Source organism: Candidatus Baltobacteraceae bacterium (assembly GCA_036488875.1).
In the GTDB taxonomy this organism is placed as follows: Bacteria; Vulcanimicrobiota; Vulcanimicrobiia; order Vulcanimicrobiales; family Vulcanimicrobiaceae; genus JAFAHZ01.
In genome coordinates, this window is sequence record DASXGW010000003.1 from 16,850 (window position 1) to 40,514 (window position 23,665).

Sequence of the window (23,665 nt, forward strand, 5' to 3'; positions counted from 1 at the left end):
TCCGTCAAGAAAGGGTGCCGATGAGTTGTTGTACGCGCTCTCCTTGGGAGATCACGTACATTTCGCTAATGCGATTGCCGGCGATGACGAAGCCCATCACCGACAGCGGCTCGCCATTGGGAAGATAAGAAACGATTCCCGGCGTTCCGTTGACCATTACGAGCTCCATGCGCGCAACCACCTTGGAGAACGCGGCGGCGAGTGAAGCGACTTCGTGTGCGCCGCGAATGCCGCGCAAAGCGGGTTCGCGATCGGCGCGCAGCAGGACGTCTGGATGCAGCACCGCGACGAGTCCTTCGAAATCGCCTTCGCGCGCCGCCGCGACGAACGCGTCGACGACCGTCCGTCGCTGCGCCAATCCCGTGTCCGGCGGCGTCGCGCGTTGCACGCGGCGGCGTGCGCGGCTAGCGAGCTGCCGAGCGGCCTCAGGTGACTTGCCGACGATCGGCGCGATGTCGTCGAACGGCATCGCAAACATATCGTGCAGAACGAATGCGAGGCGTTCTGCGGGCGAAAGGCTGTCGAGCACGACGAGCAATGCCAAGCCTACGGAATCCGCCATGAGCGCTTGCTCTTCGGGGCTCTCGTCGCGGCTGATGACGAAATCCGGAATGTTGAGCTCGAGCGATTCTTCGCGCTTGGCCTGACGCGCGCGCAGCATGTCCACGCAAATGCGCGACACCACCGTCGTCAGCCAACCGCCGATATTTTCGATGCCGTCACTGGGCTGCCGGCTGAGCCGCAGCCACGCTTCCTGCACCGCATCCTCGGCATCGTCGAGCGACCCGAGCATCCGGTACGCCACGCCTCGCAAGTGCGGCCGGTTCTCTTCGAACCGATCCGCGAGCCAATCCGTCATGGTCCTCCTATGTCATCCTGAGCGTAGCGCCCGAAGGGCGCGAAGTCGAAGGGCAGGCGACTCAAACCTCTGACGAGAGGCGTTGAGCGAATGTGACGGAAGCCAGGGCTTGCCTGCATATGACTATCCGGATTTTTGGCATCATCTGCCTGCTGCTGGTGACGGCCTGCTCTCCGCACAAATCGCCGCCACCCGCGGTCGCGCCCAGCGCAGTTGCTGCGCAGTTCAAGACGTTGACGTTTCGTACCATACCCGACATCTCGCAAAATACGATGTCGAAGGTCGTGGCGATCACGAAGCAGCGTTTGAATCTCGCCAAGATACGCGCCCTCGTGAAATCGGGCTCGAACGGCTATATCCAGGTGACGATACGGTCGACGTCTCCGACACCGTACGTTTCGAAAATGCTTACATCACCGGGAAACGTGAGCTTCAGAATCTATCCACGTGGAGCACGTTACGAATCCCGACGACCGATAAGCAGCGCGCACGTCGACAAGGACCCTGCTGATCGGACGGTATTAGTCTTTACGCTCGCAGATCCGAAGGCGTTTAGTGCGTTCACAAGCGAGCACCTAAACCAGGTGCTCGGAACCTATATCGATGGTCGTCTCATCGAGACGGCAACCTTGGAATCGCCGATAGACGACAGCGGCGAGCTTTTCAGCAAAGCCCTCGATCCGGGAGAGCTGCAGTTCCTAGCAGCCATAATGGGCTCGGAACCGTTGCCTGCCCGGCTTCGATTCGTGTCATCGAGCCCACTAACGGTAAGCTAGTGATGAGTTTTGATCCGTTTACGCCCTATATTGACAGATATCGATGCTGCTAGTAATATCGAAGAATGTCGATGCAGCGATGCTGTCAGCCTGCACGGGTAGCCGGCGAGGCTTTCGAGAGCGAGAGTCGGCTCTTCAAAGCCGTCGCGGACCCATATCGTCTCCGAATGCTCGCCACACTCGCGCGCGCATCGGCGGAAGTCTGCGTTTGCGACTTCACCGACGCGCTGCCCCTTAATCAGCCGACCGTATCGCATCATCTGCGGATCCTGCGTGAAGCCGGGCTCGTCACGTGCGAGCGTCGCGGCACGTGGGTGTACTACGAGCTCGCACCCGACGCGCTCGCCCGTGTCAACGCCGCCGTCGGCAACGTCTTCGAACAGAAAGTGCTCGCATGAAAACGCACCTCAACCTCGCCACCAAGGATCTCAATAAAAGCGTCGCGTTCTACTCAGCGCTGCTTGGCGCCGAGCCGGCGAAAGTACTCGCCGACTACGCGCTGTTTATTACTGACGATCCGGGCCTCGAGCTTGCGTTAGATGTGCGCACGCACGTGCAAACCGGAACGGACTCGCACTATGGCGTCTACGTGGAGTCTGCAGACGACGTCGACACTGCCATCGGGCGGTTAGAAGCAGCCGGGCTCGTGTCGTCGATCGAGCGCGAAGAAACGTGCTGCTACGCCAATCAAACCAAAGTGTGGGCAACCGATCCTGAAGGCCGACGCTGGGAGGTCTATACCGTGCACGAAGAGACCAGCGACCGCGACAACGCCGAAACGACGTGCTGCTCTAGCGATGCCGCCGAACGTGAATGTCGCGCGTGACGCTCGCTCGACGCGCGACCGCCGAAGCCGTCGGTAGCGCGCTGCTGCTCGCGGGCGTCGTCGGCTCGGGGATCATGGCCGAGCGACTCGCCGGTGGGAACGTCGCGCTGGCGCTGCTCGCCAACGCGCTTGCGACCGGCGGCGTACTGGTAGCCATCATCCTCGCGTTTGGGCCGATCAGCGGCGCACACTTCAATCCCGCAGTTACGCTGGTCGATGCCGCCAACGGCGGACTGCCGTGGCGCGACGTGCCCGCGTATCTCGCGGCGCAGACCGGTGGCGCCGTCGCCGGCGTGGTCGTTGCCAACGTCATGTTCGGGGAGCCCGCGGTCTTTTTCTCGCACCACGCTCGGAACGGCGCTCCGGTCTTGCTCGCCGAGTTCGTTGCGACGTTTGGGTTGCTCGCGGTGATTTGGGGTTGTACGCGACATCAATCGCACCTCACTGCATTCGCCGTCGCAGCTTATATCGTCGGCGCCTACTGGTTCACCGCCTCGACCTCGTTTGCCAACCCGGCCGTTACGATCGCGCGTTCGCTCAGCAACACGTTCGCCGGCATCGCCCCGCGCGACGTCCCGGCATTTATCGTTGCCGAACTCCTTGGCGCGTTTGCCGCAACGGCACTCTTTGCTTCGCCGCGTGAGTCGATGGAAGGAGTCGTCGCTACCATGAAACGTTCCGTTCTCTTTGTTTGCATTCACAACTCGGCGCGAAGCCAAATGGCCGAGGCATTGCTCAACGCGCGTTGCGCCGGTGAGTTCGTCGCCGAAAGCGCCGGACTCGAGCCGGGCCGGCTCAATCCGCTCGCGGTTTCCGCGATGCGCGAAATCGGCATCGACATCTCGGGCAACCAGACGAAGAGCGCTTTCGACGTGTTTAGAAGCGGTAAGCAGTACGCGTACGTGATTACGGTCTGCGATGAGACGAGCGCCGAACGATGCCCGGTCTTCCCCGGCGGCGCGCGCCGGCTGCATTGGAGCTTCGCAGACCCCGGTGCGACTGAGGGCACCTGGGACGAACGGTTAGCGCAAACGCGTGAGATTCGCGATACAATCGGGGCGCGTGTCGACGCCTGGTGCTCCGAGATGTGCGAGCCGGCCGGAACCACTTAGGCGCTCGGTTCCAAGACCCATCTAAGGACAGCGCAGACATTCCGCGCTACACTTGTGGTATGACGGCCATTGCACTCGCGCTCGTGGTGCTGACGTACGCCTACGCGGTGACACCGACTTCCTCGTACGCGAAGCCGGTCACCAATTTTAGCGGCACTGGAACCGGTACCATGACGGTCACCATCTTCGGCCGTGCGCCCGACGGCGGCTTCAACATTCAGGCACAGGACCTATGGTGGAATGCCGTTCGTCCGCGACCCATGGTGCAGTGCGAGGTCTATCGCGACGGCAGCATCATCTGCGGACGCGATGACGTTCTTTCAACCGCCCAGCTCGCACTGCTCCCGCTGCTGGAGCAAATCTTCGATCCGGGAACGATTCGTACGGCGCATTACAGCATTCCCGAGGCCGTCCCCAACAACGCCGTCGCCGCTCTGTTCGACACCATCTCACCCGTTCCGAACAGCGGCGGCTCGCCCAACGACAGCGGCTATACCGGGTACGCCGTGTGCATCGTCGATACGACCGTCGTCTACACGACGCCGCGTGCGCACGACGCAGCAACGCTGACGATCGACGCCGACGGTAACTCCATTATCCCATGTCGCGCGACGCGTACGCTCCACGATCGAACGACCATTACCTACGATCCGGCGAGACAGCTCCCGGTGTTCGTCCACAGCGTTCAGACCGGCACGTCGGCAAGCGTCTTCGGATCGATCTCCGTCGACCTGAAGTTGCTTTCCGCTAAATAAAGACGAAGGTTGCTTGCATTCAGGAGTAAAAACGGCTACATAATGCCCGTCACTCCCGGTGCGGACCGCCTGAACCTCGAGGCGGCCGACGCGTACTGCCGATTCCTCACCGGCCGTCACTACGAAAACTTCAGCGTCGCCTCGTCCTTCGTCGACGCCGAAAAGCGTCGCGACCTCGCTCGCATCTACGCCTTTTGCCGTTCGACCGATGACCTCGGCGACGAGAGTCCGACCGAGACCATCGCGCTGCAGCGCCTGGCGCGCTGGAAGGACGAGACGGCAGCGATGCTGCAAGGGGCACCGCCCAACCATCCGGTGCTCCTCGCGCTCCAGCAGACGATCGGGCATCGCCGCATGCCGGCCCAACCGTTCCTCGACCTCATCGAGGCCAACGTCATGGATCAAACCGTCAAGTCGTATGCGACCTGGCCCGAGCTCATTCATTATTGTACGCTCTCCGCTGCGCCGGTCGGCCGTATGGTGCTGCGGGTGTTCGGCCTGGAAGGCGCCGAGCTCGAGCAGCTCTCCGACGACGTTTGCATCGGTCTCCAGCTCGCCAATCACGCCCAAGACGTCAGCCGCGACGCCCAAGTGGGCCGCTGCTATTTGGTCGACACCGATCTGACTCAGGGCGGCAACGACGGCGCCGTCCGCGCCATGGTGGAGCGGGCTCGGGCATTGCTGGCTTCCGGTAAGGCCCTCGAAAAGCACGCCCCTCTGGCCCTGCGCCTTCAACTGGCGCTCTACCGTCTGGGAGGGCTGGCGATCTGCCGCTCGATCGAAGCGGTTGGGTATAAAACCGAAAGCCACCGGCCCCACGTATCGACGGCGACGAAGGTATCGCTGGTACTGCGTGCCGCATTAGAGGGGCTTGCTTAAATGATCAATATTCAGAGAGCCCTACGCGGCATCACGCCGCCCGAGACCGACCAGCATCGCGCCGAACGCTTCAATAAGGAAATGGCCAAGCGTGAGGCCGGTAATTTCTATTGGGGCTTCATCTCGCTGGGCTACCACGAGCGCATGGCGATCTACGCGCTCTACAACTTCGCGCGCCAGGTCGACGACGAAGCCGACAGCCTGGGCGCCAATACGGCCGACCTCCCGGCGCGCCTGGCCGTGCACCGCGAACGCATCCACCGCGCCGCGCGCGGCGACTACGGGGACGATCCGATCTTGCGAGTGCTCGCCGAAGCGATCGAGCGCTACGAAATTCCCACGCGCGAGCTCGAGATGCTCGTCGACGGCTGCGAGATGGATTTCACGCATTCGAGCTACCGCACGTACGAGGATCTCAAAGCCTACTGCAATCTCGTCGCATCGGTCGTTGGGAGAATGTGCGTGCGCATCTTCGGATTCAGCGATCCGATCGCGCTCGAGCGCGCCGACGATCTCGGCATGGCGCTGCAACTAACCAATATTTTGCGCGACGTGCGCGAAGACGCCGTCGACATGAAGCGCGTGTACCTGCCGCAAGAAGATCTGGAACGCTTCGAGATTCCGATCGAAGCGCTCTCCACCGGCGAGATCGTCCCGGGCTGGAATGATTTCGTACAGCAGCACGTCGATCGCGCGCGCAAATACTACGAAACCGGCCTGCAAGTGCTCAAGTATATTCCGCGCCGCCCCTCCGCGTGCGTCGGAACGATGGCCGGCATCTACGAAGAGCTGCTCAAGAAGATCGAGCGCGAACCGGCACTCCCCCTGCGCGAGCGCGCCGCGCTCTCGAAAACCGAAAAGCTCCGCGTGGTAGTGAAGTCCTGGCTTAGCAGCGGATAGTGCGCGTTGCCGTTATCGGAGCCGGGCTCGCGGGGCTCGCAGCAGGAGTAGAACTTAAAGAGCTCGGCCATCACGTCGAGCTCTTCGAACGCAGCCGGCTCCTCGGCGGGCGCGCGACGTCGTTCGAAATCGACGGCATCGAGGTCGATAACGGCCAGCACGTCTTTTTATTTTGCTGCAAAGCGTTTCTCGGTTTCACCGAACGCGTCGGCTTCGAGAACGAGCTGTACATTCAAAAGAAGTTCGACGCGCTGGTGCTCTCGCGCGACGGCAAGCGCGGCCGTCTCGCCGCGTCGCCGCTACCGCCGCCGCTTCACCTGATGCCGTCGTTCATGAGCTACCCGCATCTCTCGTTTAATGGGAAGCTCTTGATAGCTCGGGCTATATTGGAGGCGCAGCTGAGTAAGCGCGCCGGCCGCGGCACGTTTGAGCAATGGCTGCAGCAGCTAGGCCAAACACCCGAAACGCGCCGCGCATTTTGGGATCCGTTCTTTATTCCGGCGCTGAACGCACCGTTCGATCAAATCGGCGTCGACGATGCGCTGTTCACGTTACGCACCGCGTTCCTGGGCAACGTGATGAACGCGCGCTTCGGCTACGCGAAAGTGCCGCTCGCCCACCTCGCCGCGAAAGCTGCAGAACGCCTTGACGCCGTCCACTTACAAACCGGCATCACTGCATTAGAGATGCAGCCTGATAACGGTGTCATCCTGAGCGTAGCGCCCGCAGGGCGCGAAGTCGAAGGGCAGGCGCCTCTGACGTTCGACGCCGTCGTCATCGCAACCGCACCAAAAACCACTGCAAAACTCTTGGGCGACGCCGCAAAGTACGGTGTCGAAAACCTCGACGCGTACGTCGCGTACCCGATTCTCGACGTCCACCTCTGGCACGACGGCGGTAGCATCGGCTTCGATTTTGCAGCCGCTTTAGAATCGCCGCTGCAGTGGATCTTCGAGAAAGGTCCCGGATATTTGAGCTGCAGCTTCAGCGCCGCCGGCGACTTGATGTCCATGCCGACTGCCGATCTCGAAGCGCTCGCTTGGCTTGAGGTGCAAACATTCGTCCCGCAGCTGCAAAGCGCGAGGCTCGTTCGCAGCGCGGTCACACGTAATCCCGAAGCGACTTGGGTTCCTAAAATAGGCCGTTCGCGCACGCAATCGCAAACCAACCGCCCGAACGCCGCCATCGCCGGATCGTGGACCGACACGGGATGGCCCGACACGATGGAATCCGCCGTTCGCAGCGGCGTTGCCGCCGCGAGGCTGGTTGCTCCCTAAAAGGTAGCGCTCGTTCGCTCGTACAATCCTACGTTAATGATGGGGGCTTGTATGAACTCCGTTGGTTTGCGTTATCGAATCGCTGCGTTGCTTTGTATCGTCGCATTATTGTGCGGCTGCGCCAGTGCCCCAAGCGCACCGGGGTTGCCGAGCCCCGTCGCGACGGCGCCCACGACCGGCAGTGCGCCGAGCGCGAGACACAGGGTCAAGCTTACGATTCGCATCCGCATTCCGAAGCATCACCACCACGCGCGTAGATCGCATTATATTTCGGCCGCGACCAAGGGCATGACGCTGGCTTTTTCGGGAACCTCGACGCTCACGCAAGCCGTCGCGCTCACGCCCGGCGATCCACGCTGCACGGGTTCACCGTTGGAATGCAGAATCGTCATCGACCTGGTTGCCGGGGCCTATACGGTCTCGCTGAACGCCTACGATCTAGCGCCGGTGAGCGGCGCAATTCCCACGAGCGCGAAGCTGCTTTCTAAAGCCGCAAACGTTCCGTTTACCGCGGCGGTCGGAAAGGCCAACGTGTTGGGCGTCACGCTCGACGGCGTTCCGAAGTCTCTGTCGGTCAGCGGTCTTCCTGGTGCAACCGCTGGTACGGCAATCAGCACGCCACAGAAGTTCACCGTCACCGCAAAAGATGCCGACGGTAACGTCATCGTCGGCACCTACACGACGCTGGTCATGGTTTCCGACAGCGACACGTCGGGCGCGACCACGCTTTCGTCGACGCCCGTTACCGGCGACCCGGCCGGTACGTTAGCGAGCTCAAAAGACGCGGTGTCTATCGCGTACACCGGCATTGCGATGAACGCCGTAACGATTGCGGCGACTGCGACGGGAGCGACGAGCGGCCACGCCACGTTCGCGCCGGCGCTCAGTCCGATCGGTCCCGCGTCGGCGGCCAACGGCGTCGTCGTGAATACGAATGCTGAGTTCAATCCGACGTCGTTTACCGTATCGGAACCCGGCTGGACGAACTCGCCCTACAATCAGAGCCTTACCGTGACGCCCTCGGGATGCGACAGCATCGCGACCATCAACCCGACCGGATACACCAACTCGCAGTTTATCGCAGAGCTCGTCGCGGGCGCGACGACCAGTGGTTCGTGCACGGTGACGTTCAGCGATCCGTTTGGGCAACAGCTCGTCGTACCGATCGGCTACCAGTCGTTTACGTATAACGGCAGCGCGCAAACGTTCGTGGTTCCGGCGGCCATCGCACAACTGACCGTGTTTGCCGCTGGTGCAGCCGGCGGCAACGCCAGCCCAAGCGAACCGGGCGCGACAGGTGGCACGGGCGGCTCGATCGAGGCAACCGTTCCGGTGACGGCCGGCGAGTCGCTCCAAGTGGACGTCGGCGGAGTGGGCGGCCCGGGAACCACGACGACCGCCGGAGGCGGAGGCTTCAACGGTGGCGCGGCCGGTACGTACATCACCTACCCGACCACCTACGGTGCAGCCGGCGGAGGCGGCGGAGCGTCCGACGTTCGCGAGGGGGGCACGACGATCACCCCGACCGATTACCGCATCCTTATTGCGGGCGGCGGCGGCGGGTCGGGCGGTGAGTACGGAAACGGCGGCTCGGGCGGCGGCGCCACCGGGGGAGCCGGTGGGTGCGGCGGTAACTACTGCACGGGCGGCGACGGCGGAGGGGGCGGAACCCCCAGCGGCGGCGGAAGCGGCGGCACGAGCGGCGGCGGAACGAACGGTACGCTCGGCGTCGGCGGGCTGGCTTCGACAAGCAGCGGCGCCGGCGGAGGCGGGGGCGGTTATTACGGCGGCGGCAGCGGAAGCGGCCTCGGCAGCGTATATTTTGCCGGCGGCGGTGGCGGGGGATCGTCGTTTGTTGAAGCGACGGGGACGATCGTCGTGAACACTCAGGGCGGCCGGGCCGGCAACGGGTACGTGCTCGTCACGTACTAAAGCTCGCGCCTGCGGTTGACACGCATGGCATAATTCACCGGATGACCGCGACCCAAGCAAGCCTCGATCGCGCCACCGATTGGCTTCTGAAGAATCAGGACGCCGAAGGCTGGTGGTCGGGCGAACTCGAGACCAACGTGACCATGACGGCCGAGCACGTGCTGCTCTGCCGCTTCTTGGGCGTTCCCCTCGACGACGTCCGCGACGGCGCCATCAAACAGATTCTCTACACGCAGCGCAGTGACGGCAGCTGGGCTCTCTACGTCGACGGCCCCGCCGACTTGAGCACGACCATCGAAGCCTACGTCGCGCTCAAAGTGCTCGGTGTCGATCCGCAGCGCGACGAAATGCGCAACGCCCTCAAGGTGATTCACCGCGCCGGCGGCGTCGCCAACGCGCGCGTCTTCACGAAGATCTGGCTCGCGCTCTTCGGCGTCTATCCGTGGAAAGGCGTGCCGTCGCTGCCGCCAGAGCTCGTGTACTTTCCGAAGTGGCTGCCGTTTAATCTCTACGACTTTGCGTGCTGGGCGCGCGGCACCGTCGCACCGCTCACGATCGTCGTGAGCAAACGTCCGGTGCGGCCGCTCGGCGTCGACGTGAGCGAGATCGTGCTGCCCGGCACCGAAGCCGAGATGCACAACGTGCGCGGTACCGGCTGGCTGATGTGGGTTGAGAAGCTGCAGAAACTCTACGAGAAGCTGCCGTTGCAGCCGTTCCGCACGCACGCGCAGCACGAAGTCATCGATTGGGTCATCGAGCGCCAAGAACTCGACGGGAGTTGGGGCGGCATTCAACCACCGTGGGTGTACTCGCTGATCGCGCTCGACCTCATGGGCTACAAGCTCGATCACCCGGTCGTGCAAAAGGGCCTCGAAGGCATGAAGCGCTTCTCGATTCACGACGATCGCGGCTGGCAGTTCCAAGCGTGCATGTCGCCGGTGTGGGACACCGCATGGGCAGTGCGTGCACTTGCGTGGGCCGGCTTCGACAAAACGCATCCGGCGATGCAACGCGCGATCCAGTGGATGCTCAAAGAGCAGATTCCCGACAACGCGCCCGGCGACTGGCGCGAAAAGTGCGCGCTCAAAGACGGCAACGGCTGGGCGTTCGAGTTCGACAACGACGCGTATCCCGACATCGACGACACCACCATTGTCGTGCTGGCGCTGCTCGAAGGTGGCCATCGAAACGACGTCAACGACGCCATCGAACGTGCGACGCGCTGGACGCTTGCGATGCGCAGCAAGAACGGCGCGTGGGCGGCGTTCGACCGCGACAACACGCGCGAACTGCTCTACCGCATGCCGTTTAGCGATTTCGGCGCGATGATCGATCCGCCGACCGAAGACGTTACGGCGCACGTGCTCGAAATGATGGCGGCGCTGGGCTACGATCGCACCGATCCGTCCGTCGCGCGCGGCCTCGCATATTTAAAGGGAACGCAGAAGCCGTGGGGCTCGTGGTACGGCCGCTGGGGCGTCAACCACATTTACGGCACGTGGTGCGTCATCAGCGCGCTGCAGCATTTCGCTGAAGAAGCCGGTGTCACGGGAATGATCGAGCGCGGCGCGCAATGGCTCCTGACGGTGCAGAACCCCGACGGCGGCTGGGGCGAAACGTGCCACAGCTACGTCGACGAGTCGTTCGCGGGCGTGGGGAAAAGCACGGCGTCGCAGACGGCGTGGGCCGTCAACGCATTGCAGATTGCCGGCCACGGTCAGCACGCGGCAACCCAGCGTGGCCTCGAGTGGTTATGCGGCCGTCAGCGAGCGGACGGTACGTGGGATGAGCCCGAGTGCACGGGCACGGGGTTCCCACGAGACTTTTACATTAACTACCACCTGTATCGGCACGTCTTCCCGGTCATGGCCCTGGCCGCCGACGTCACCCGAACCGGAAAAACCAACTCCAAAGAGGAAACCCTGAGCGTATGAGCATGCCCTGGCAACAAAAATTCGCCGTCGCCAAGTACATCGCCGGCAAGAGCCTGAGAGGCGAGAAGAAGTATCCGCTCGTCCTCGAGCTCGAGCCGCTCCTGCAATGTAACCTGGCCTGTGCCGGGTGCGGCAAAATCGACCATCCCGACGACATCCTACGCAAGCGCCTGAGCGTCGAGGAATGCATCGCTGCGGTCGAAGAGTGCGGCGCTCCGATGGTGTCGATCGCCGGCGGCGAGCCGCTGGTCCACAACGAGATGCCCCAGATCGTAGACGAGCTGGTCAAACGTAAGAAGTGGGTGTTCCTGTGCACCAACGCGCTGCTGCTGGAGAAGAAGATCGATCTCTTCAAACCCAGCGTGCATTTCGCGTGGATGATCCATCTCGACGGCATGAAAGATCGCCACGACCAGTCCGTCTGTCGCGATGGTGTGTTCGAAAAAGCGATCAGCGCCATCAAGGTCGCTAAGGAGAAGGGCTTCCGCGTCTTCACCAACACGACGTTCTTCACGCAAGACGACGCCAAGTCGATCCGCGAAGTGCTCGACTACCTCAATGACGACCTCAAAGTCGACATGATGCAGATCTCGCCGGCCTACGCCTACGAGAAAGCACCCGACCAGGAGCACTTCCTGGGCGTCAAGCGCACGCGCGAGATCTTCAAGGAAGCGTTCGCCGGTGATAAGCGCAAGAAGTGGCGCCTCAACCACAGCCCGCTTTATCTCGACTTCCTCGAAGGCAAGACCGACTTCGAGTGTACGCCGTGGGGCATTCCGTGCTACACCGTATTCGGCTGGCAGCGGCCCTGTTACCTAATGAGCAAAGAAAGCTACGCAAAAACCTACAAAGAGCTGCTCGACGAAACCGATTGGTCGAAGTACGGCCGCGGCAAGCACGAATCGTGCGAAAACTGTATGGCGCACTGCGGCTACGAACCAACCGCCGTGTTGCAAACGACCGGCTCGATCAAGCAATCGATCAGAGCCGCCTTCGGCAACTAGTTTAAAGGCGCTGCGACCGGGAATAATGTTGGTGGAGAAGGTCGAGTCGCAAGACTCGATCTTTCCGCCTTTTTATGCCTCCGTTATCCTGAGCGTAGGCGGCGCTGTCATCCTGAGCGTAGGCGGCGTTGTCATCCTGAGCGTAGGCGCGTTAGCGCCGAAGTCGAAGGGCAGGCGTATGGACGCTTTGCTTCGCCTGGAGGTACTGACGTGCGCTACGCATTGCTCATCGCCGCTTTCGCTTTCGCTCTAACCGGCGCGGCGTATGCCGCTGCAATTCCGTCCCTCACGTCTTCTGAAAAGGCGTTCGTCGCTAAAGCGTCGGCGTCGCTCAACGCGGCGTATCCAACGACGTCAGCCGCGAAAACCGCCGGCTTCACGATGCTCTTCGATACGATCGGTGACGACAACACCTACAATTGGACGAACATGAGCTTCGCCGGCGTTACGCCGGATCACCCGAACTTCTTATGGTACGATCGGCACGGCAATCTCGCCGGCGTCGATTGGGAGTTTCCGACGACCGGAAGCGCGCCGGCGCCGAAGCTCGCGGCGTTTCCCGTCGCGCCCGCGCGCTGGGTCAAGATTCCCGAGCACGTCCACTACGCGTATACGCTCGACGGCAAAATGAAATACGGTGTGGCAAAGGCGACGCCGGCGCTGCGGACCGGAACGATCACGGCCGGCGAGCTGCGCGCGAATGGCGCCAGACTGCCCAAGGATGCCAAGCTCGACTGGGCGATGTATCATCCGGCCGTCTGGGATCTGGCGATGTGGACGGTTCCGAATCCGAAAGGCGCGTTTGCCGACAAAAATCCGAACGTCAAGTAGGAGCTACGTAGTTTAGAACCGTCACGGACGGGAATACTATTAGTGGACAGGTCGAGTCTCACGACTCGATCTTTCCACTTTTTCGTGACGCACGTTGTCCGTACCGTCGGTAAGCAGGCGCCCTTCTGCGTTTTAGCTTCCCCTCAACGCTTTCATCTGTTGACGCGTCATCGAGTTGACCGTCCACACCATCACGCCGCCGTAGCCGTTTGCGCGAACCCATTGCGACAGCGCACCGAGTTGCGCGATGCTCGCGTGCGGGTTGTCATCGATGTCGACGCCTAAGTTCAGTCGCGATTTATCGAAGATCGCCCCATATGCTGCAACATCGCTCTCGGCTTTCGCGACGTCGGCTTTTTCATACGACATGACGTTGACCCACGACAGCGCCGCGGCGACCTTGGGGTTCGTTAGAATCTCGTTGTCGCCGTAATCGGTGGGACGGTTCCATGCCGGATACGTGATCACCGCATCGGGCTTGCCTATCGAGTTGAAATACGCGCGTGTTGCGACGATCAAGGTGCTTAAGGTCTTCACGCGGCCGGCAGCCGAGCCGTGCTCGAGATCAAAATCCACTCCGTCGAACGGCAGCGTCGCCAGCACCGTGGCAAGGCTCGCTTCGTATCCCGCCACGTCCCCGTCAAACTTGAACGACGTTTTCGGACTCCATCCTCCCAGCGAGAGCGTCACCGCGACGCCGCGCGCATGCAGCGCCCGAATATCCGCCGCCGTCACGTAGCCCCGAGTCAAGTTTCCGTTCGTCATGACGATCGTGTGACCGCGCAGGAACCCGAACGCGATCGGAATCTCGGTCACGCCGGCCGGCGTCCGCACGAGATTGTTTCTCGACCAGCCGTCCCAATAACCGACGAGCCGGACCGACGCGCTCCTCGCGCTCGGCACAAACGCCTCGGGCAAGAGCGTCCGCGAAAACGGCCCACCGCATGCGTAAAGCGCGAAGATGACCAGGACCGCGGAAACCCGCAATCGTCCCATAGGCAATGAATCGGCAACTTGCATGGATTCCTGATGCAGCGCCGAAGCGACTCGACGATGCGCTTATCATCAGGCGTGCGCTTACGTCAATTGACGAGCATAGCGTGCGCGGTCACCTTGCTCGCCGGCTGTGGCGGCGGCAGTGCCAGTAACTCGCTGCCGTCGGCGACGAACGACGGCATCGCGCCGCGGACTCAGCACGCTCGGCACGTCAAACACGGGACGCTGACGATCAGTATTCGCGTGCCGCGTCGCCATCATCGCCGTCCCAAGTACATTTCCAGCGCAACCAAAGGCATGACCTTGCTGCTCTCCGGCCCCACGCCGCTTGCCGAAACGGTTGGGCTGACGCCATCGTCGCCGGGATGTTCGGGCACCGGCGATGCGACGAAGTGCACGGTAACCGTGACGCTGTCCGCCGGCAAATATACCGCGACCATCGATACCTACGACGCCGTTTCGTGCGCCGGGTCATCGTGCGTCATTCCGAGCGGTGCGCATCTGCTCTCGGAAGCCAAGGATGCGCCGTTTTCGGTCAAGAGCGGGAAGGCCAACAGCATCGACGTGACGCTGGGCGGCGTCGTGGCGTCTCTATCGGTCGGCTTTTTATATAGCGGCACGCTCGGCACGGCGTTCTCCGCCCAAGCGTTTCACGTGGTTGCCTACGATGCCGACGACGATCTCATCGTCGGAAGCTACGACAACCCGATAACCGTTGCGACGAGCGACACCAGCGGAGCGACGGCCGTTAGCACTAGCGGCAGCGACAGCCCGCCGGCGGGTACGCTTATCAGCTCGAGCGACACGCCGAAGCTAAGCTACACCGGAGCAGCGATTCTCTCCGCGACGATATCGGCGAGCGCTACCGGAGCACCCGGCGGGCAGGCCACCTTTGCACCGTCGCCCGCCATTACGTCGATCACGAAGTCGAGCGGACTCATCGGCACCGGCGTCAGCGAAACGCTCAACGGACACTTCCTGCCGGGCGCCACGACCGTCAACGTGAGCGGCACCGGGGTCACCGCGAATAACGTCGTCGCGACCGCATCAAAGATCACCGCAACATTCTTCATCGACGCGTCGGCAGACACCGGGCCGCGAAACGTTACGGCAAACACCTCGGCTGCAACCAGCGGGCAGCAGACGTTCACGATTTCCAGCACGGGCGCCAAGGTTGTGACCCTCAATACCGACAGCAATGCGGGCGCCGGCGGAAACAGCGGCGATCTGCGGTACGCGATGAGCAATGCGAACGCCGGCGACACGATCGTGTTCGACACGCAGTCGATGTGCGGTGCCGCGCAGTGCACGATCACGCTTGGCGGTCCGCTTCCGCCGATCGTACAGAACCAAACGATCGACGGTGGCACCTTCGGACGCGTCACGATCGACGGCGCGAGCGCGTATCGTGCATTTTTTGCCGACACCGGAACCATTACCATTGCCAACGTGCAGATTCAGAACGCGAACGCTCAAGGCGGTAATGGCGGGACGGGCGGCGGTGCCGGCGGAGGCGGAGCCGGTCTGGGCGCCGGTCTCTTCGTCAACAACGCGAGCGCAAACGTAACCGTTACTAACGACTATTTCTCGAGCGACGCCGCTCACGGCGGTAACGGTGGCAACTGCGGCGGTTCCGGCAGCAGCAGCGGCGGCGGCGGCCTCGGAGGCAGCGGTGGCGGAGGCTCGGCTCCCGATGGCGGCGGAGGCGGCGGCGGCGCCTTAGGCAGTGGCAGCGGCCAGGGTGATACAAACGCAGGCAGCGGCGGCGCCGGCGGTGGCGGCGGTGGCGGCGGCGATTCGAATATCGGGGACGGCGCGGGCGGCGCCGGTTACGGAACCAACGCCGCTGGGAGTGACGGAACCGGCAACGGCGGTGCCGGCGCGTTTGGCGGCGGTGGCGGTGGTGGCGGGAACGGCGGAAACGGCGCCGCCGGCGGTTTTGGCGGCGGTGGTGGCGCCGGCGCGAACGGCGGTCCCGGCGGCGGCGGAGGCGCAGGCTCGACTTCGGGCGGCGGCCTCGGCAGCGTCTCCGGCGGCGGCGGTGGTTCGCAAGGCGGTGGCGGCGGTGCGGCCGCTGGTCCCGCAATCTTCGTGAACGCCGGCACGCTCACCACGACGAACAGCGGCGCGAGTGGTTCAACCGCAACGGTGGGAAGCGGAGGAACGCTTTGCGGCCCTGGCGCGTCGGGCGGCACCGCCGACAGCACGCCGGTGTTTAACTTCGCGGGCACCGTGAACGCATCGGCAACAACTGGCCCGATCGCTAACGCGCTCAGCAGCTCCACTCCATCGCTGCGCGTTCGAAAGAAGCGTCAGGTACACGCCCGCTAAAGATACGGTCATGGCTGATCGCATCTTCATGACCGGCGCCTCCGGCTTCGTCGGATCGCACGTACTGCGCGCGTTGCTCGACGCCGGCTACCATGTACGCGCGATGGTGCGCGGCGGTACACTTCCACCGCAAGTCAACTGGATTGTGAAGAACGACGAACCGGGCCTCGAGCTCGTCGACGGCGACATGCTTGCGACCGGCAAGCTCGTGCGCGCGATCGACGGTTGCCGCTACGTCGTGCACACCGCTGCGCTGTACTCATTCGCTCCGCGCGATCGCGCGCACATCCACGCGGTGAACGTTGTCGGAACCGAAGGCCTTATGACCGCCGCGTACGTCGCCGGCGTCGAACGCGTCGTGCTGACGTCGAGCTCGGCTACGATCGGCCACGAACGCAACGGCAATCCCGCCGACGAAACGACCTACCCCGATCACGTCATCACGCTGAAGTCGCTGCGCGGCGATTATCACAACTCGAAGCTGGAACAAGAGCGCGCCGCTTTCGCCGGCCGCGTCCCCGTCGTCGCGGTGCTGCCGACCGCACCGGTTGGCCCCGGCGACTGGAAACCAACGCCGACCGGGAAGATGGTGCTCGACTTCATGCAGGGGAAGATCACGGCGAAAGCACCCGGTCACGGCGGTTTAAATCTTGTAGCCGTCGAGGACGTTGCGAAGATGCACGCCGCCGCACTCACGAAGGGCCGGTCCGGCGAACGCTACGTCATCGGCGGCGAGAATCTCAGTATGGACGAGATCTGGCAAATGCTATCAGAAGTCACCGGCAAACCGATGCCGACGTGGCGGGCACCATACGCGCTCGCGCTAACCGCGGCCTATGTCGACGAAGTGCGTTGCCGGCTCAATCCCGCCGCGACCCCCCTCGCACCGCTTGAGGGCGTCCGCATGTCGCGCGACCGGATGTACGCCGACGCATCGAAGGCGAAGCGCGAGCTCGGCTTTGAGCCCGCGCCGATCCGATCGACGCTCCCGCGCGCAGTTGAGTGGTATCGCAACTGATGCTGCGGCTTATGGTGACGGCTGTCATCGCGGCAGCGATCCTTGTTGCCGCGAACGTGCCGGCGTTTGCAACGAGGAACGACATCGTCGGAACGTGGCAGGGCGTTCTCATGGGTGAACCGCCGCCGGTTCACCGCGTGCTGAAAATCAGTCGCGATGCAGGCGGCACGTTGCGCGGTATCATGTACAGCCCCGATGAAACCGACGCTCCGATTCACCCGAGATCGATTAGGCTGGACGGATCGCAGTTGACGATTCAGATCGACATGAACTCCGACCCCTGGCTCGATTATCACCGCACCTACCGTGCGACGATGAGCGCCGATGGCCAGACGCTAACGGGTAGGTGGTATACGCCCGGACTTGCGCCGGGTCAGATGAACTTTCGGCGCGTGACCAACACCGCCGCGCTGTGGCGAATTCCATCGGTACCGATCCAACATTTTGTGACGGTGCAGCCCAACGTCAAGCTCGAAACGCTCGATTGGGGCGGCACCGGCCGTCCGGTGGTGCTCTTAGCTGGACTCGGAAACACCGCGCACGCCTTCTACAAGTTCGCGAACGACCTGAAAGCGAAATATCGGGTTTACGGCATCACGCGCCGCGGTTTTGGGGCATCGAGCAAGCCGGTGCCGACGGCCGGGAATTACTCCGTCGACCGGCTCGCCGACGACGTCATCGCCGTTATCGATGCGCTGAAGATCGACAAGCCGGTGCTCGTCGGACACTCGATCGCCGGCGAAGAGCTCAGCGATATCGGGAAACGATACCCGCAGAAAGTCGCCGCGCTCGTGTATCTTGAGGCCGGCTACGGCTACTCACTCTACGATCCAAAGCACGGCTTCTTATATTTGGACGCCATGGCCGTGCAACACGCGCTGGCAAATCTCGCGTTCGGGCCACCGCGGGAAAAGGCGCAACTCGACGATCTGCTCGGTATTCAATTGCCGCGGTTGCAGCGCGGCCTGCAATCGGAAAAGACGTTAGCGGACGCGCTGCCGGCCGATCTTCCCAAGGATCCCAACGAGGCAACGGAGCTAGCCGTGCTGCATGGGGAACAGATCTTCCAGCCGCCGATCGATCGTCCGATTCTGGCGATCTTCGCCCTACCGCACGACTTGTCGATCCTCTCGGGGGCGGATCCGAAGAAACGCGCCGCCGCAGCGGCCGCCTTCGACGCGGATACTGCCGCACAGGTCAGCTATTTCAAGCATGCCCTGCCGGCGGCGCGAGTCATCATTTTGCCGCACGCCAATCACTTCGTCTTTCTCTCGAACGAAGCCGATGTGTTACGTGCCGTCAACGCGTTTATCGGCGGCCTTCCGAACTCGCCGTAGTCGGCCTCCTCGCTACCGCCCGCGCGTGTCGCTACCCGAATCGTCGCATGTTAAAACAAGCGCGCGCTAACCCGGCGCTTTTAAACGAGCGAACGAAAAGTCGAAAAAGGGTACAACATTATTGCGATGTTACACCCGTTAAAAGCTGCATCCGCCGGCGCAACAGGATATCTTGCCCTCAATCTGCTTCTTCTAATCAGCGAACTGATTTGGCATCCGCTCTCGCGTTTGACGGCGTTTGACATCGCGTTGGTCCGTCATTTGGGCCAGTTAATCGGAAACTGACGCAGCGCGCTAGTGCGCAGGCACGAGCAGCGGTGCACCGGGTTTCGACACTTGGAAGATGACGAGATCGAGCGGCGTCGACCCATGGTTGACGATCCGCGTTACGGCGTTGGCCGGTTCTTCTATGGCCTGGCCCGCGCTTCGCGTCTGTGTCGGCGCGCCGCGAAACTCCCACGTGCCGCTGCCGCTCTCGACGTAGTTAAACGTAGGCGACGGATGCGTGTGCCAGATCGTCGTACCGCCCGGTACGATCGTGCCTTTGCGAATCTCGACGGCCGACGTTGGCGTCTTGGGCAGATCACCGGTCGTCACGTCTAAAACCGGCGGCAGCGGCTTGCTCACCGGCGTGAGAAGTGCCAGAGCCGCCGCCCCGGCGTAAACCACTCGTAGCATAGCGTCATCCCTCCCGCAATCAGTCTACCAGCTTGCTTGCGACTTTCGGGAAATTTGACGCGTCGTACAGAAAGATGTATATACATGGATATGTTCGATCCGGAATCCGTTCCTCAGCTGCCGTGCGTCGGAAGCAGTCTGCGCCGCGCCGCGCGGGCCGCGACACGCCTGTACGAGCGGGAGCTTCGCGGCTCGGGCCTGCGCTCGACGCAGTTCACGCTTCTGCAAGCGCTCGAGTTCGCGGGCGAGATCACGCAGGGGCAGCTCGGCTCGGTGCTCTCGATCGACAGCACGACGCTCACGCGCTCGCTGCAAGCGCTCGTCAACGAGGGCTGGGTGAAGGAGACGCGCGGCGACGATCGCCGGGAACGCTACTTAGCCCTGACGCCGTCGGGGCGCCGCAAGCTCGAAGATACGTCGCCGGCGTGGCGGCGCGCGCAGACCCGCTTGAAAAAGGCGCTCGGGCGAAGCTGGGACGAGCTCGACGCGGACCTTCGCCGGATCACCGCGTTGGAACGCTAACGTTTTTTTGCCCTAATAGATGTAGATACATACAGTGGAAAGCGAGATCGTCATGGAGATGCTTCGGACCTTAACTCTCGGCGTAACGGCCGGAACGCTGTTCGGCGCACTACTCGCGACGCTGCCGATCAAACTCGGTTCGCGCCTGATTCTCGGCGCCGTCATTGGCGGCTGGATTACAATAGTCGTCGCCCTCGCCGGCGCGGGCGTGGTGAACAAGGAACCGTTTGCGCTGCCCGTCCTGTTCGCGCTACCGCTGCTTGCGGCCAGTATCGGTGCGACGATTCCGGCGTTTCGCTCGGCAGTACTGGCGATTCCGATGCCGCTCATCGTCGCGCTCAACGGCATGCGCGTGCTTGGTGTCTTCATGCTGCTCGACGGCATTGCGTGCCGGATGAACGGGCCTTTCCCTTATGCGGCCGGCATCGGCGACATCATCACCGGCGTCTTCGCACTTCCCGTCGCACGCTTAGCGGCGAAGAATCCTCGTGACGTCCGCGTCTGGGAGTGGAACGTCTTCGGCGCGATCGATCTCGTCGTCGCCGTGACCTTGGGCGTGATGTCCTCGAACGGCTCGCCGATTCAGTTCATTCACGCCGGGGTCGGGTCGTCGGCAATGACGACGTTGCCCTGGGCGCTCATTCCGCTGGTGCTCGTGCCGGCATACCTGATCGGCCACGCGATCGTCTTCGCGCAATTGCGCTCGGCGGCACCGGACTACGTCCGATACGTAAACTATGCAGAAAACCAATACTAACGAACTTGCCGAGGGCGGCTGGTCGTCGCCCAAGGGCACGTTTGCATGTTCTTCGATCGAAATCTCCGGAGCGCTCGGGCGAAAAGCGGACTCGACCGATCTCCTCGAGCGCCATCCGTTCGACGTGTCGATCGTGCGCGTACCGCGCGGTCGCAAGAACTGGCCCTATCACGCGCACAGCGGGCAGTGGGAGTTCTACCACGTCATGTCGGGAACGGGGAAAGTCCGCCACGCGGATGGTACGGACGACATTCAGCCCGGCGCTGCGTTCATCTTCGCGCCCAACGAGCCGCACCAGATCATCAACGACGGCTCGGAGGATCTCGTCATGTACCTCATCGCCGACAACCCGATCGGCAGCTCGACGTACTATCCCGACAGCGAGAAATACGCGGTGCGTCATCCCGACCGGCGCATCGTACGCTCGGAAAGCCTTGACTATCTCGACGGCGAGGAGTAGCGCTGAAACCCTAGCTGCTGCAGGAGCGTAGCATTAACGTGATACTCACTGCAGCCGCCCTCCTCGGCGTCGTCTACGTTGGAACGCAGCACGAGCTGCCCGATCCGCCGTTCCCGCAATATCTCGATACGCGGACGGGCGCCACCGGTGCGTTGAAATCGCCCCAGCCGATGCAGCCCTGTAAAGTGGAAGAAGAGCGCCGGGTCGTCCGCTACGACGGCGTTCTCGGCGTCTCGTTGTATTACGCCGGCAATGCGCCTCGCACGACCGTCATCCTCATTCATGGCGCCGATGCGGAGACGCGACAGATGGGCTGGATCGTACCGTACTTCGCGTGCAACGGCGTCAACGTTATCAGCTACGATCAGCGCGGTACCGGTGAATCGACGGGAAACTGGTTGGCAAACGGGCCGCCCGACCGGGCGCGCGACGTCGACGCGATCTACGACGCGTTCCGCGGGGACGCACACGTCGATCCCCGGCGCATTGGCGTCTGGGGTTTCAGCAACGGCGGCTGGACCGCGCCGATTGTGGCCGTCGATCGCCCGTTGGCATTTATGATTCTGCAGAGTGCCGCCGCCGAGAGCGTCGAGGAAAACACGTTGTACGAAGTGCGGCAAGCGATGGTCTCCGCAGGGCATAACGACGCCGACATCGCTCGAGCGATCGCGACGTGGCAAGCCGTTATCGGCGCGGTCGACGGACACGTTGCGGTCTCAACCGCCAAGAAGCTCTACGCGCAAGCCAAGCAAAAGACGTGGTTCAACGACTCGCTGCTGCCGATATTTCCGATTCAAACCGGCTTTACCGAGCCCGCGCTCAGCGGGTGGCGCCGCTATGTGACCTACGACCCGGCAGCAACGCTCGTGAAGGTGCAAACGCCGACGCTCGCACTCTACGGCAGGCGCGACACGAAAGTCGACACGCGGCACGACGTTCCGATCCTTGTCGCCGACTTCCGCACGGCCGGAATGCGCGATCTGACGGTGCATTGGTTCGCCGATGCCGGACACGCGATGAAGGTGACTGCGAACGGCTTCGACAACGCGCGGCCCGTGCGCTATACCCGCGGCTATCCCGAGGTCATGCTCGACTGGCTGGTAAAACGCAACCTCGTCGATGAAAAACGTTAAGATCGAGGCCGGCCCGTTCGTCTTCACGGCCCGGCTCGAAATCGAGAAGGCACCGCTGACGTGCGGCTTCTTTGAATCCCTGTTGCCGTTTGCGCGGAAGCTCGTTCATTGCCGTTGGAGCGGCGAGGGTTGTTGGGTACCTCTGGGCGATCTGCCGTCGAACCTGCTCGTCGAAAACGCGACGAGCTATCCGGCCCCGGGACAGCTGATGTTCTACCCCGGCGGATTGAGCGAAGCGGAGTTACTTCTGGCCTACGGAGCCGTGCACTTTGCTAGCAAAATGGGACAGCTGGCGGGGAATCACTTCATGACGGTGACAAGCGGAACGAACCACCTCGCCGAGCTTGGAAGGCTGACGTTGTGGGAGGGCGCTCAGGATCTACTCATCTCAAGCTCGAGCGACCGGGCCCTCGAATAGATTCGCACGCCCTGATGGGAAAACGAAGCGAGGATGCCACCTTCCGAAGATGACCGAGAGCGGTTCGAAGCGCTCAAGGACGCGATGGCGGACACGTATGCGACCGGTCCGACGCATGCTCGTCGCCAAAAGTCGCCGCAAGCAAAGCGGGCGTTCTACGTTGCGATCGCCGGCTGCGCGCTCGTTATTCTTGCTTTTGCGGGAGCGATGATCGCGCAGTGGCGATCGGCAACGCAGATTAAAACGGAGACGCAGCAGCCGCAGGCCTTGCCGTCGGCCTTTGCGGTGGTGACGCTGCCGCCGTACAAAGCACCGAAGCACACGCCGCCGCCGAACACGCCGCCGCCGCGAACACCGCCTCCACCGACGCCGAAGCCGACCAAACACCCGACCGCGACGCCATCGCCCGAACCGACCGCGACGCCGTCGCCTGCTGCGACCGCCTCTGCGACCAGCGCGCCGACCGCAAGCGCGTCGCCGTCGCCGGTTCCGTCCGCAGTCGCCGTCATTCACAACGCGTTTTTGCTCGTGACGAGCAACAAGCAGTTAAAAGTCGGCGTAAAAGGCAGTTGCGGCGGTCTCGACCGAACGGTCGAAGTGCGCGGTTATCCGAAGGGGTGCACGGTCTTTGATGCCGATAGCACCGGTCCGCTAGCCAACGGCCGCGGCACCGTGCTCGTCGTACCCGTAAGTACGACCGAAGACGTCGGCGACGTCAAGTACGGCTTGCTCTACGTCCGCACCGGCGATGTGGAGGAGCCGCGCTTCGTTGGGCTCATCCGCGGTCAGGGGTCCGGTCGCGTGACCGTGCGCTTGCAGCACGGCCGTATCATGATGCAGACCGGCGACAGCGTAGCGTATTTTACGTTTAACGGGCGGCGCATCGTGCGCGCACCGGAGTAAGCCGGGACCTTCGTACCGAGGAAAAAG

At 62.8% G+C, this 23,665-nt stretch carries 25 protein-coding genes; 21 read left to right on the forward strand and 4 right to left on the reverse strand.

The window, feature by feature from the left end:
• Nucleotides 1–4: 4 nt before the first annotated feature.
• The gene (locus VGG89_04490) at nt 5–859 is read right to left on the reverse strand and encodes a sigma-70 family RNA polymerase sigma factor (GenBank protein ID HEY1975773.1); all 855 of its coding nucleotides are present in this window, start codon (nt 857–859) and stop codon (nt 5–7) included.
• A gap of 119 nt (nt 860–978) precedes the next feature.
• Between VGG89_04490 and VGG89_04495 the strand changes: the two genes are divergently transcribed.
• The 8 genes from VGG89_04495 to hpnE all read left to right on the forward strand — a co-directional run bounded on the left by VGG89_04495 (nt 979) and on the right by hpnE (nt 7,384).
• On the forward strand, nt 979–1,635 hold the full coding sequence (locus VGG89_04495; protein HEY1975774.1) for a hypothetical protein: 657 nt from the start codon (nt 979–981) through the stop codon (nt 1,633–1,635).
• Nucleotides 1,636–1,706: 71 nt separating this feature from the next.
• Complete coding sequence (locus VGG89_04500) at nt 1,707–2,033, forward strand: metalloregulator ArsR/SmtB family transcription factor (GenBank protein HEY1975775.1); 327 nt, start codon at nt 1,707–1,709, stop codon at nt 2,031–2,033.
• Nucleotides 2,030–2,461: an ArsI/CadI family heavy metal resistance metalloenzyme gene (locus VGG89_04505; GenBank protein ID HEY1975776.1), complete on the forward strand. Its 432-nt coding sequence runs from the start codon at nt 2,030–2,032 to the stop codon at nt 2,459–2,461. Before VGG89_04500 ends, VGG89_04505 begins: the two co-directional genes overlap by 4 nt.
• The gene (locus tag VGG89_04510; protein HEY1975777.1) at nt 2,458–3,573 is read left to right on the forward strand and encodes an aquaporin; all 1,116 of its coding nucleotides are present in this window, start codon (nt 2,458–2,460) and stop codon (nt 3,571–3,573) included. Before VGG89_04505 ends, VGG89_04510 begins: the two co-directional genes overlap by 4 nt.
• Before the next feature lie 59 nt (nt 3,574–3,632).
• Nucleotides 3,633–4,328, forward strand: a complete 696-nt coding sequence (locus tag VGG89_04515; GenBank protein ID HEY1975778.1) for a hypothetical protein — start codon at nt 3,633–3,635, stop codon at nt 4,326–4,328.
• Between the two features lie 42 nt (nt 4,329–4,370).
• Nucleotides 4,371–5,207 carry a squalene/phytoene synthase family protein gene (locus VGG89_04520; protein HEY1975779.1) on the forward strand — a complete coding sequence of 279 codons (837 nt, stop codon included), beginning with the start codon at nt 4,371–4,373 and terminating at the stop codon, nt 5,205–5,207.
• The gene (locus VGG89_04525; protein ID HEY1975780.1) at nt 5,208–6,107 is read left to right on the forward strand and encodes a squalene/phytoene synthase family protein; all 900 of its coding nucleotides are present in this window, start codon (nt 5,208–5,210) and stop codon (nt 6,105–6,107) included.
• A complete protein-coding gene (gene hpnE / locus VGG89_04530; protein HEY1975781.1) occupies nt 6,107–7,384 on the forward strand; it encodes a hydroxysqualene dehydroxylase HpnE in 1,278 nt (425 codons plus the stop codon). Before VGG89_04525 ends, hpnE begins: the two co-directional genes overlap by 1 nt.
• Nucleotides 7,385–7,455: 71 nt before the next feature.
• On the opposite strand, the gene VGG89_04535 is transcribed toward hpnE, so the two are convergent.
• A complete protein-coding gene (locus tag VGG89_04535; protein HEY1975782.1) occupies nt 7,456–7,593 on the reverse strand; it encodes a hypothetical protein in 138 nt (45 codons plus the stop codon).
• A gap of 79 nt (nt 7,594–7,672) precedes the next feature.
• Between VGG89_04535 and VGG89_04540 the strand changes: the two genes are divergently transcribed.
• From VGG89_04540 to VGG89_04555, 4 genes are all read left to right on the forward strand, one after another.
• On the forward strand, nt 7,673–9,316 hold the full coding sequence (locus tag VGG89_04540) for a glycine-rich protein (GenBank protein ID HEY1975783.1): 1,644 nt from the start codon (nt 7,673–7,675) through the stop codon (nt 9,314–9,316).
• A 41-nt stretch (nt 9,317–9,357) separates the two neighbouring features.
• Nucleotides 9,358–11,250: a squalene--hopene cyclase gene (shc, locus tag VGG89_04545; GenBank protein ID HEY1975784.1), complete on the forward strand. Its 1,893-nt coding sequence runs from the start codon at nt 9,358–9,360 to the stop codon at nt 11,248–11,250.
• Nucleotides 11,251–11,252: 2 nt separating this feature from the next.
• Nucleotides 11,253–12,254, forward strand: a complete 1,002-nt coding sequence (gene hpnH / locus VGG89_04550; protein HEY1975785.1) for an adenosyl-hopene transferase HpnH — start codon at nt 11,253–11,255, stop codon at nt 12,252–12,254.
• Nucleotides 12,255–12,464: 210 nt separating this feature from the next.
• Nucleotides 12,465–13,085 carry a hypothetical protein gene (locus VGG89_04555; protein ID HEY1975786.1) on the forward strand — a complete coding sequence of 207 codons (621 nt, stop codon included), beginning with the start codon at nt 12,465–12,467 and terminating at the stop codon, nt 13,083–13,085.
• A gap of 132 nt (nt 13,086–13,217) precedes the next feature.
• On the opposite strand, the gene VGG89_04560 is transcribed toward VGG89_04555, so the two are convergent.
• Nucleotides 13,218–14,081: a glycoside hydrolase family 18 protein gene (locus VGG89_04560; GenBank protein HEY1975787.1), complete on the reverse strand. Its 864-nt coding sequence runs from the start codon at nt 14,079–14,081 to the stop codon at nt 13,218–13,220.
• Between the two features lie 57 nt (nt 14,082–14,138).
• On the opposite strand from VGG89_04560, the gene VGG89_04565 reads away from it, so the two are divergent.
• Genes VGG89_04565 through VGG89_04575 form a run of 3 tightly spaced genes read left to right on the forward strand, consistent with a single transcriptional unit; the run spans nt 14,139 to nt 18,767 of the window.
• Nucleotides 14,139–16,412 (forward strand): hypothetical protein, encoded by a 2,274-nt coding sequence (locus VGG89_04565; protein ID HEY1975788.1) that lies wholly within the window; start codon nt 14,139–14,141, stop codon nt 16,410–16,412.
• Between the two features lie 10 nt (nt 16,413–16,422).
• A complete protein-coding gene (locus tag VGG89_04570; protein HEY1975789.1) occupies nt 16,423–17,430 on the forward strand; it encodes an NAD-dependent epimerase/dehydratase family protein in 1,008 nt (335 codons plus the stop codon).
• Nucleotides 17,430–18,767: an alpha/beta hydrolase gene (locus VGG89_04575; protein HEY1975790.1), complete on the forward strand. Its 1,338-nt coding sequence runs from the start codon at nt 17,430–17,432 to the stop codon at nt 18,765–18,767. The genes VGG89_04570 and VGG89_04575 overlap by 1 nt, the downstream gene beginning before the upstream one ends.
• A 294-nt stretch (nt 18,768–19,061) precedes the next feature.
• Here VGG89_04575 and VGG89_04580 read toward each other — a convergent pair whose 3' ends face one another.
• A complete protein-coding gene (locus VGG89_04580; GenBank protein HEY1975791.1) occupies nt 19,062–19,445 on the reverse strand; it encodes a cupin domain-containing protein in 384 nt (127 codons plus the stop codon).
• Between the two features lie 84 nt (nt 19,446–19,529).
• On the opposite strand from VGG89_04580, the gene VGG89_04585 reads away from it, so the two are divergent.
• From VGG89_04585 to VGG89_04610, 6 genes are read left to right on the forward strand one after another with little or no spacing between them, the layout of a single operon-like run.
• Entirely contained in the window at nt 19,530–19,967 is a 438-nt protein-coding gene (locus VGG89_04585; protein ID HEY1975792.1) for a MarR family transcriptional regulator, read from the forward strand.
• A gap of 34 nt (nt 19,968–20,001) precedes the next feature.
• Nucleotides 20,002–20,724 (forward strand): hypothetical protein, encoded by a 723-nt coding sequence (locus tag VGG89_04590; GenBank protein HEY1975793.1) that lies wholly within the window; start codon nt 20,002–20,004, stop codon nt 20,722–20,724.
• Nucleotides 20,705–21,184 carry a cupin domain-containing protein gene (locus VGG89_04595; protein HEY1975794.1) on the forward strand — a complete coding sequence of 160 codons (480 nt, stop codon included), beginning with the start codon at nt 20,705–20,707 and terminating at the stop codon, nt 21,182–21,184. The genes VGG89_04590 and VGG89_04595 overlap by 20 nt, the downstream gene beginning before the upstream one ends.
• A 38-nt stretch (nt 21,185–21,222) precedes the next feature.
• The gene (locus VGG89_04600) at nt 21,223–22,317 is read left to right on the forward strand and encodes an alpha/beta hydrolase (protein HEY1975795.1); all 1,095 of its coding nucleotides are present in this window, start codon (nt 21,223–21,225) and stop codon (nt 22,315–22,317) included.
• A complete protein-coding gene (locus VGG89_04605) occupies nt 22,304–22,735 on the forward strand; it encodes a DUF3830 family protein (protein ID HEY1975796.1) in 432 nt (143 codons plus the stop codon). Before VGG89_04600 ends, VGG89_04605 begins: the two co-directional genes overlap by 14 nt.
• Before the next feature lie 33 nt (nt 22,736–22,768).
• Entirely contained in the window at nt 22,769–23,638 is an 870-nt protein-coding gene (locus VGG89_04610; GenBank protein HEY1975797.1) for a hypothetical protein, read from the forward strand.
• The last annotated feature ends 27 nt before the right edge of the window (nt 23,639–23,665 follow it).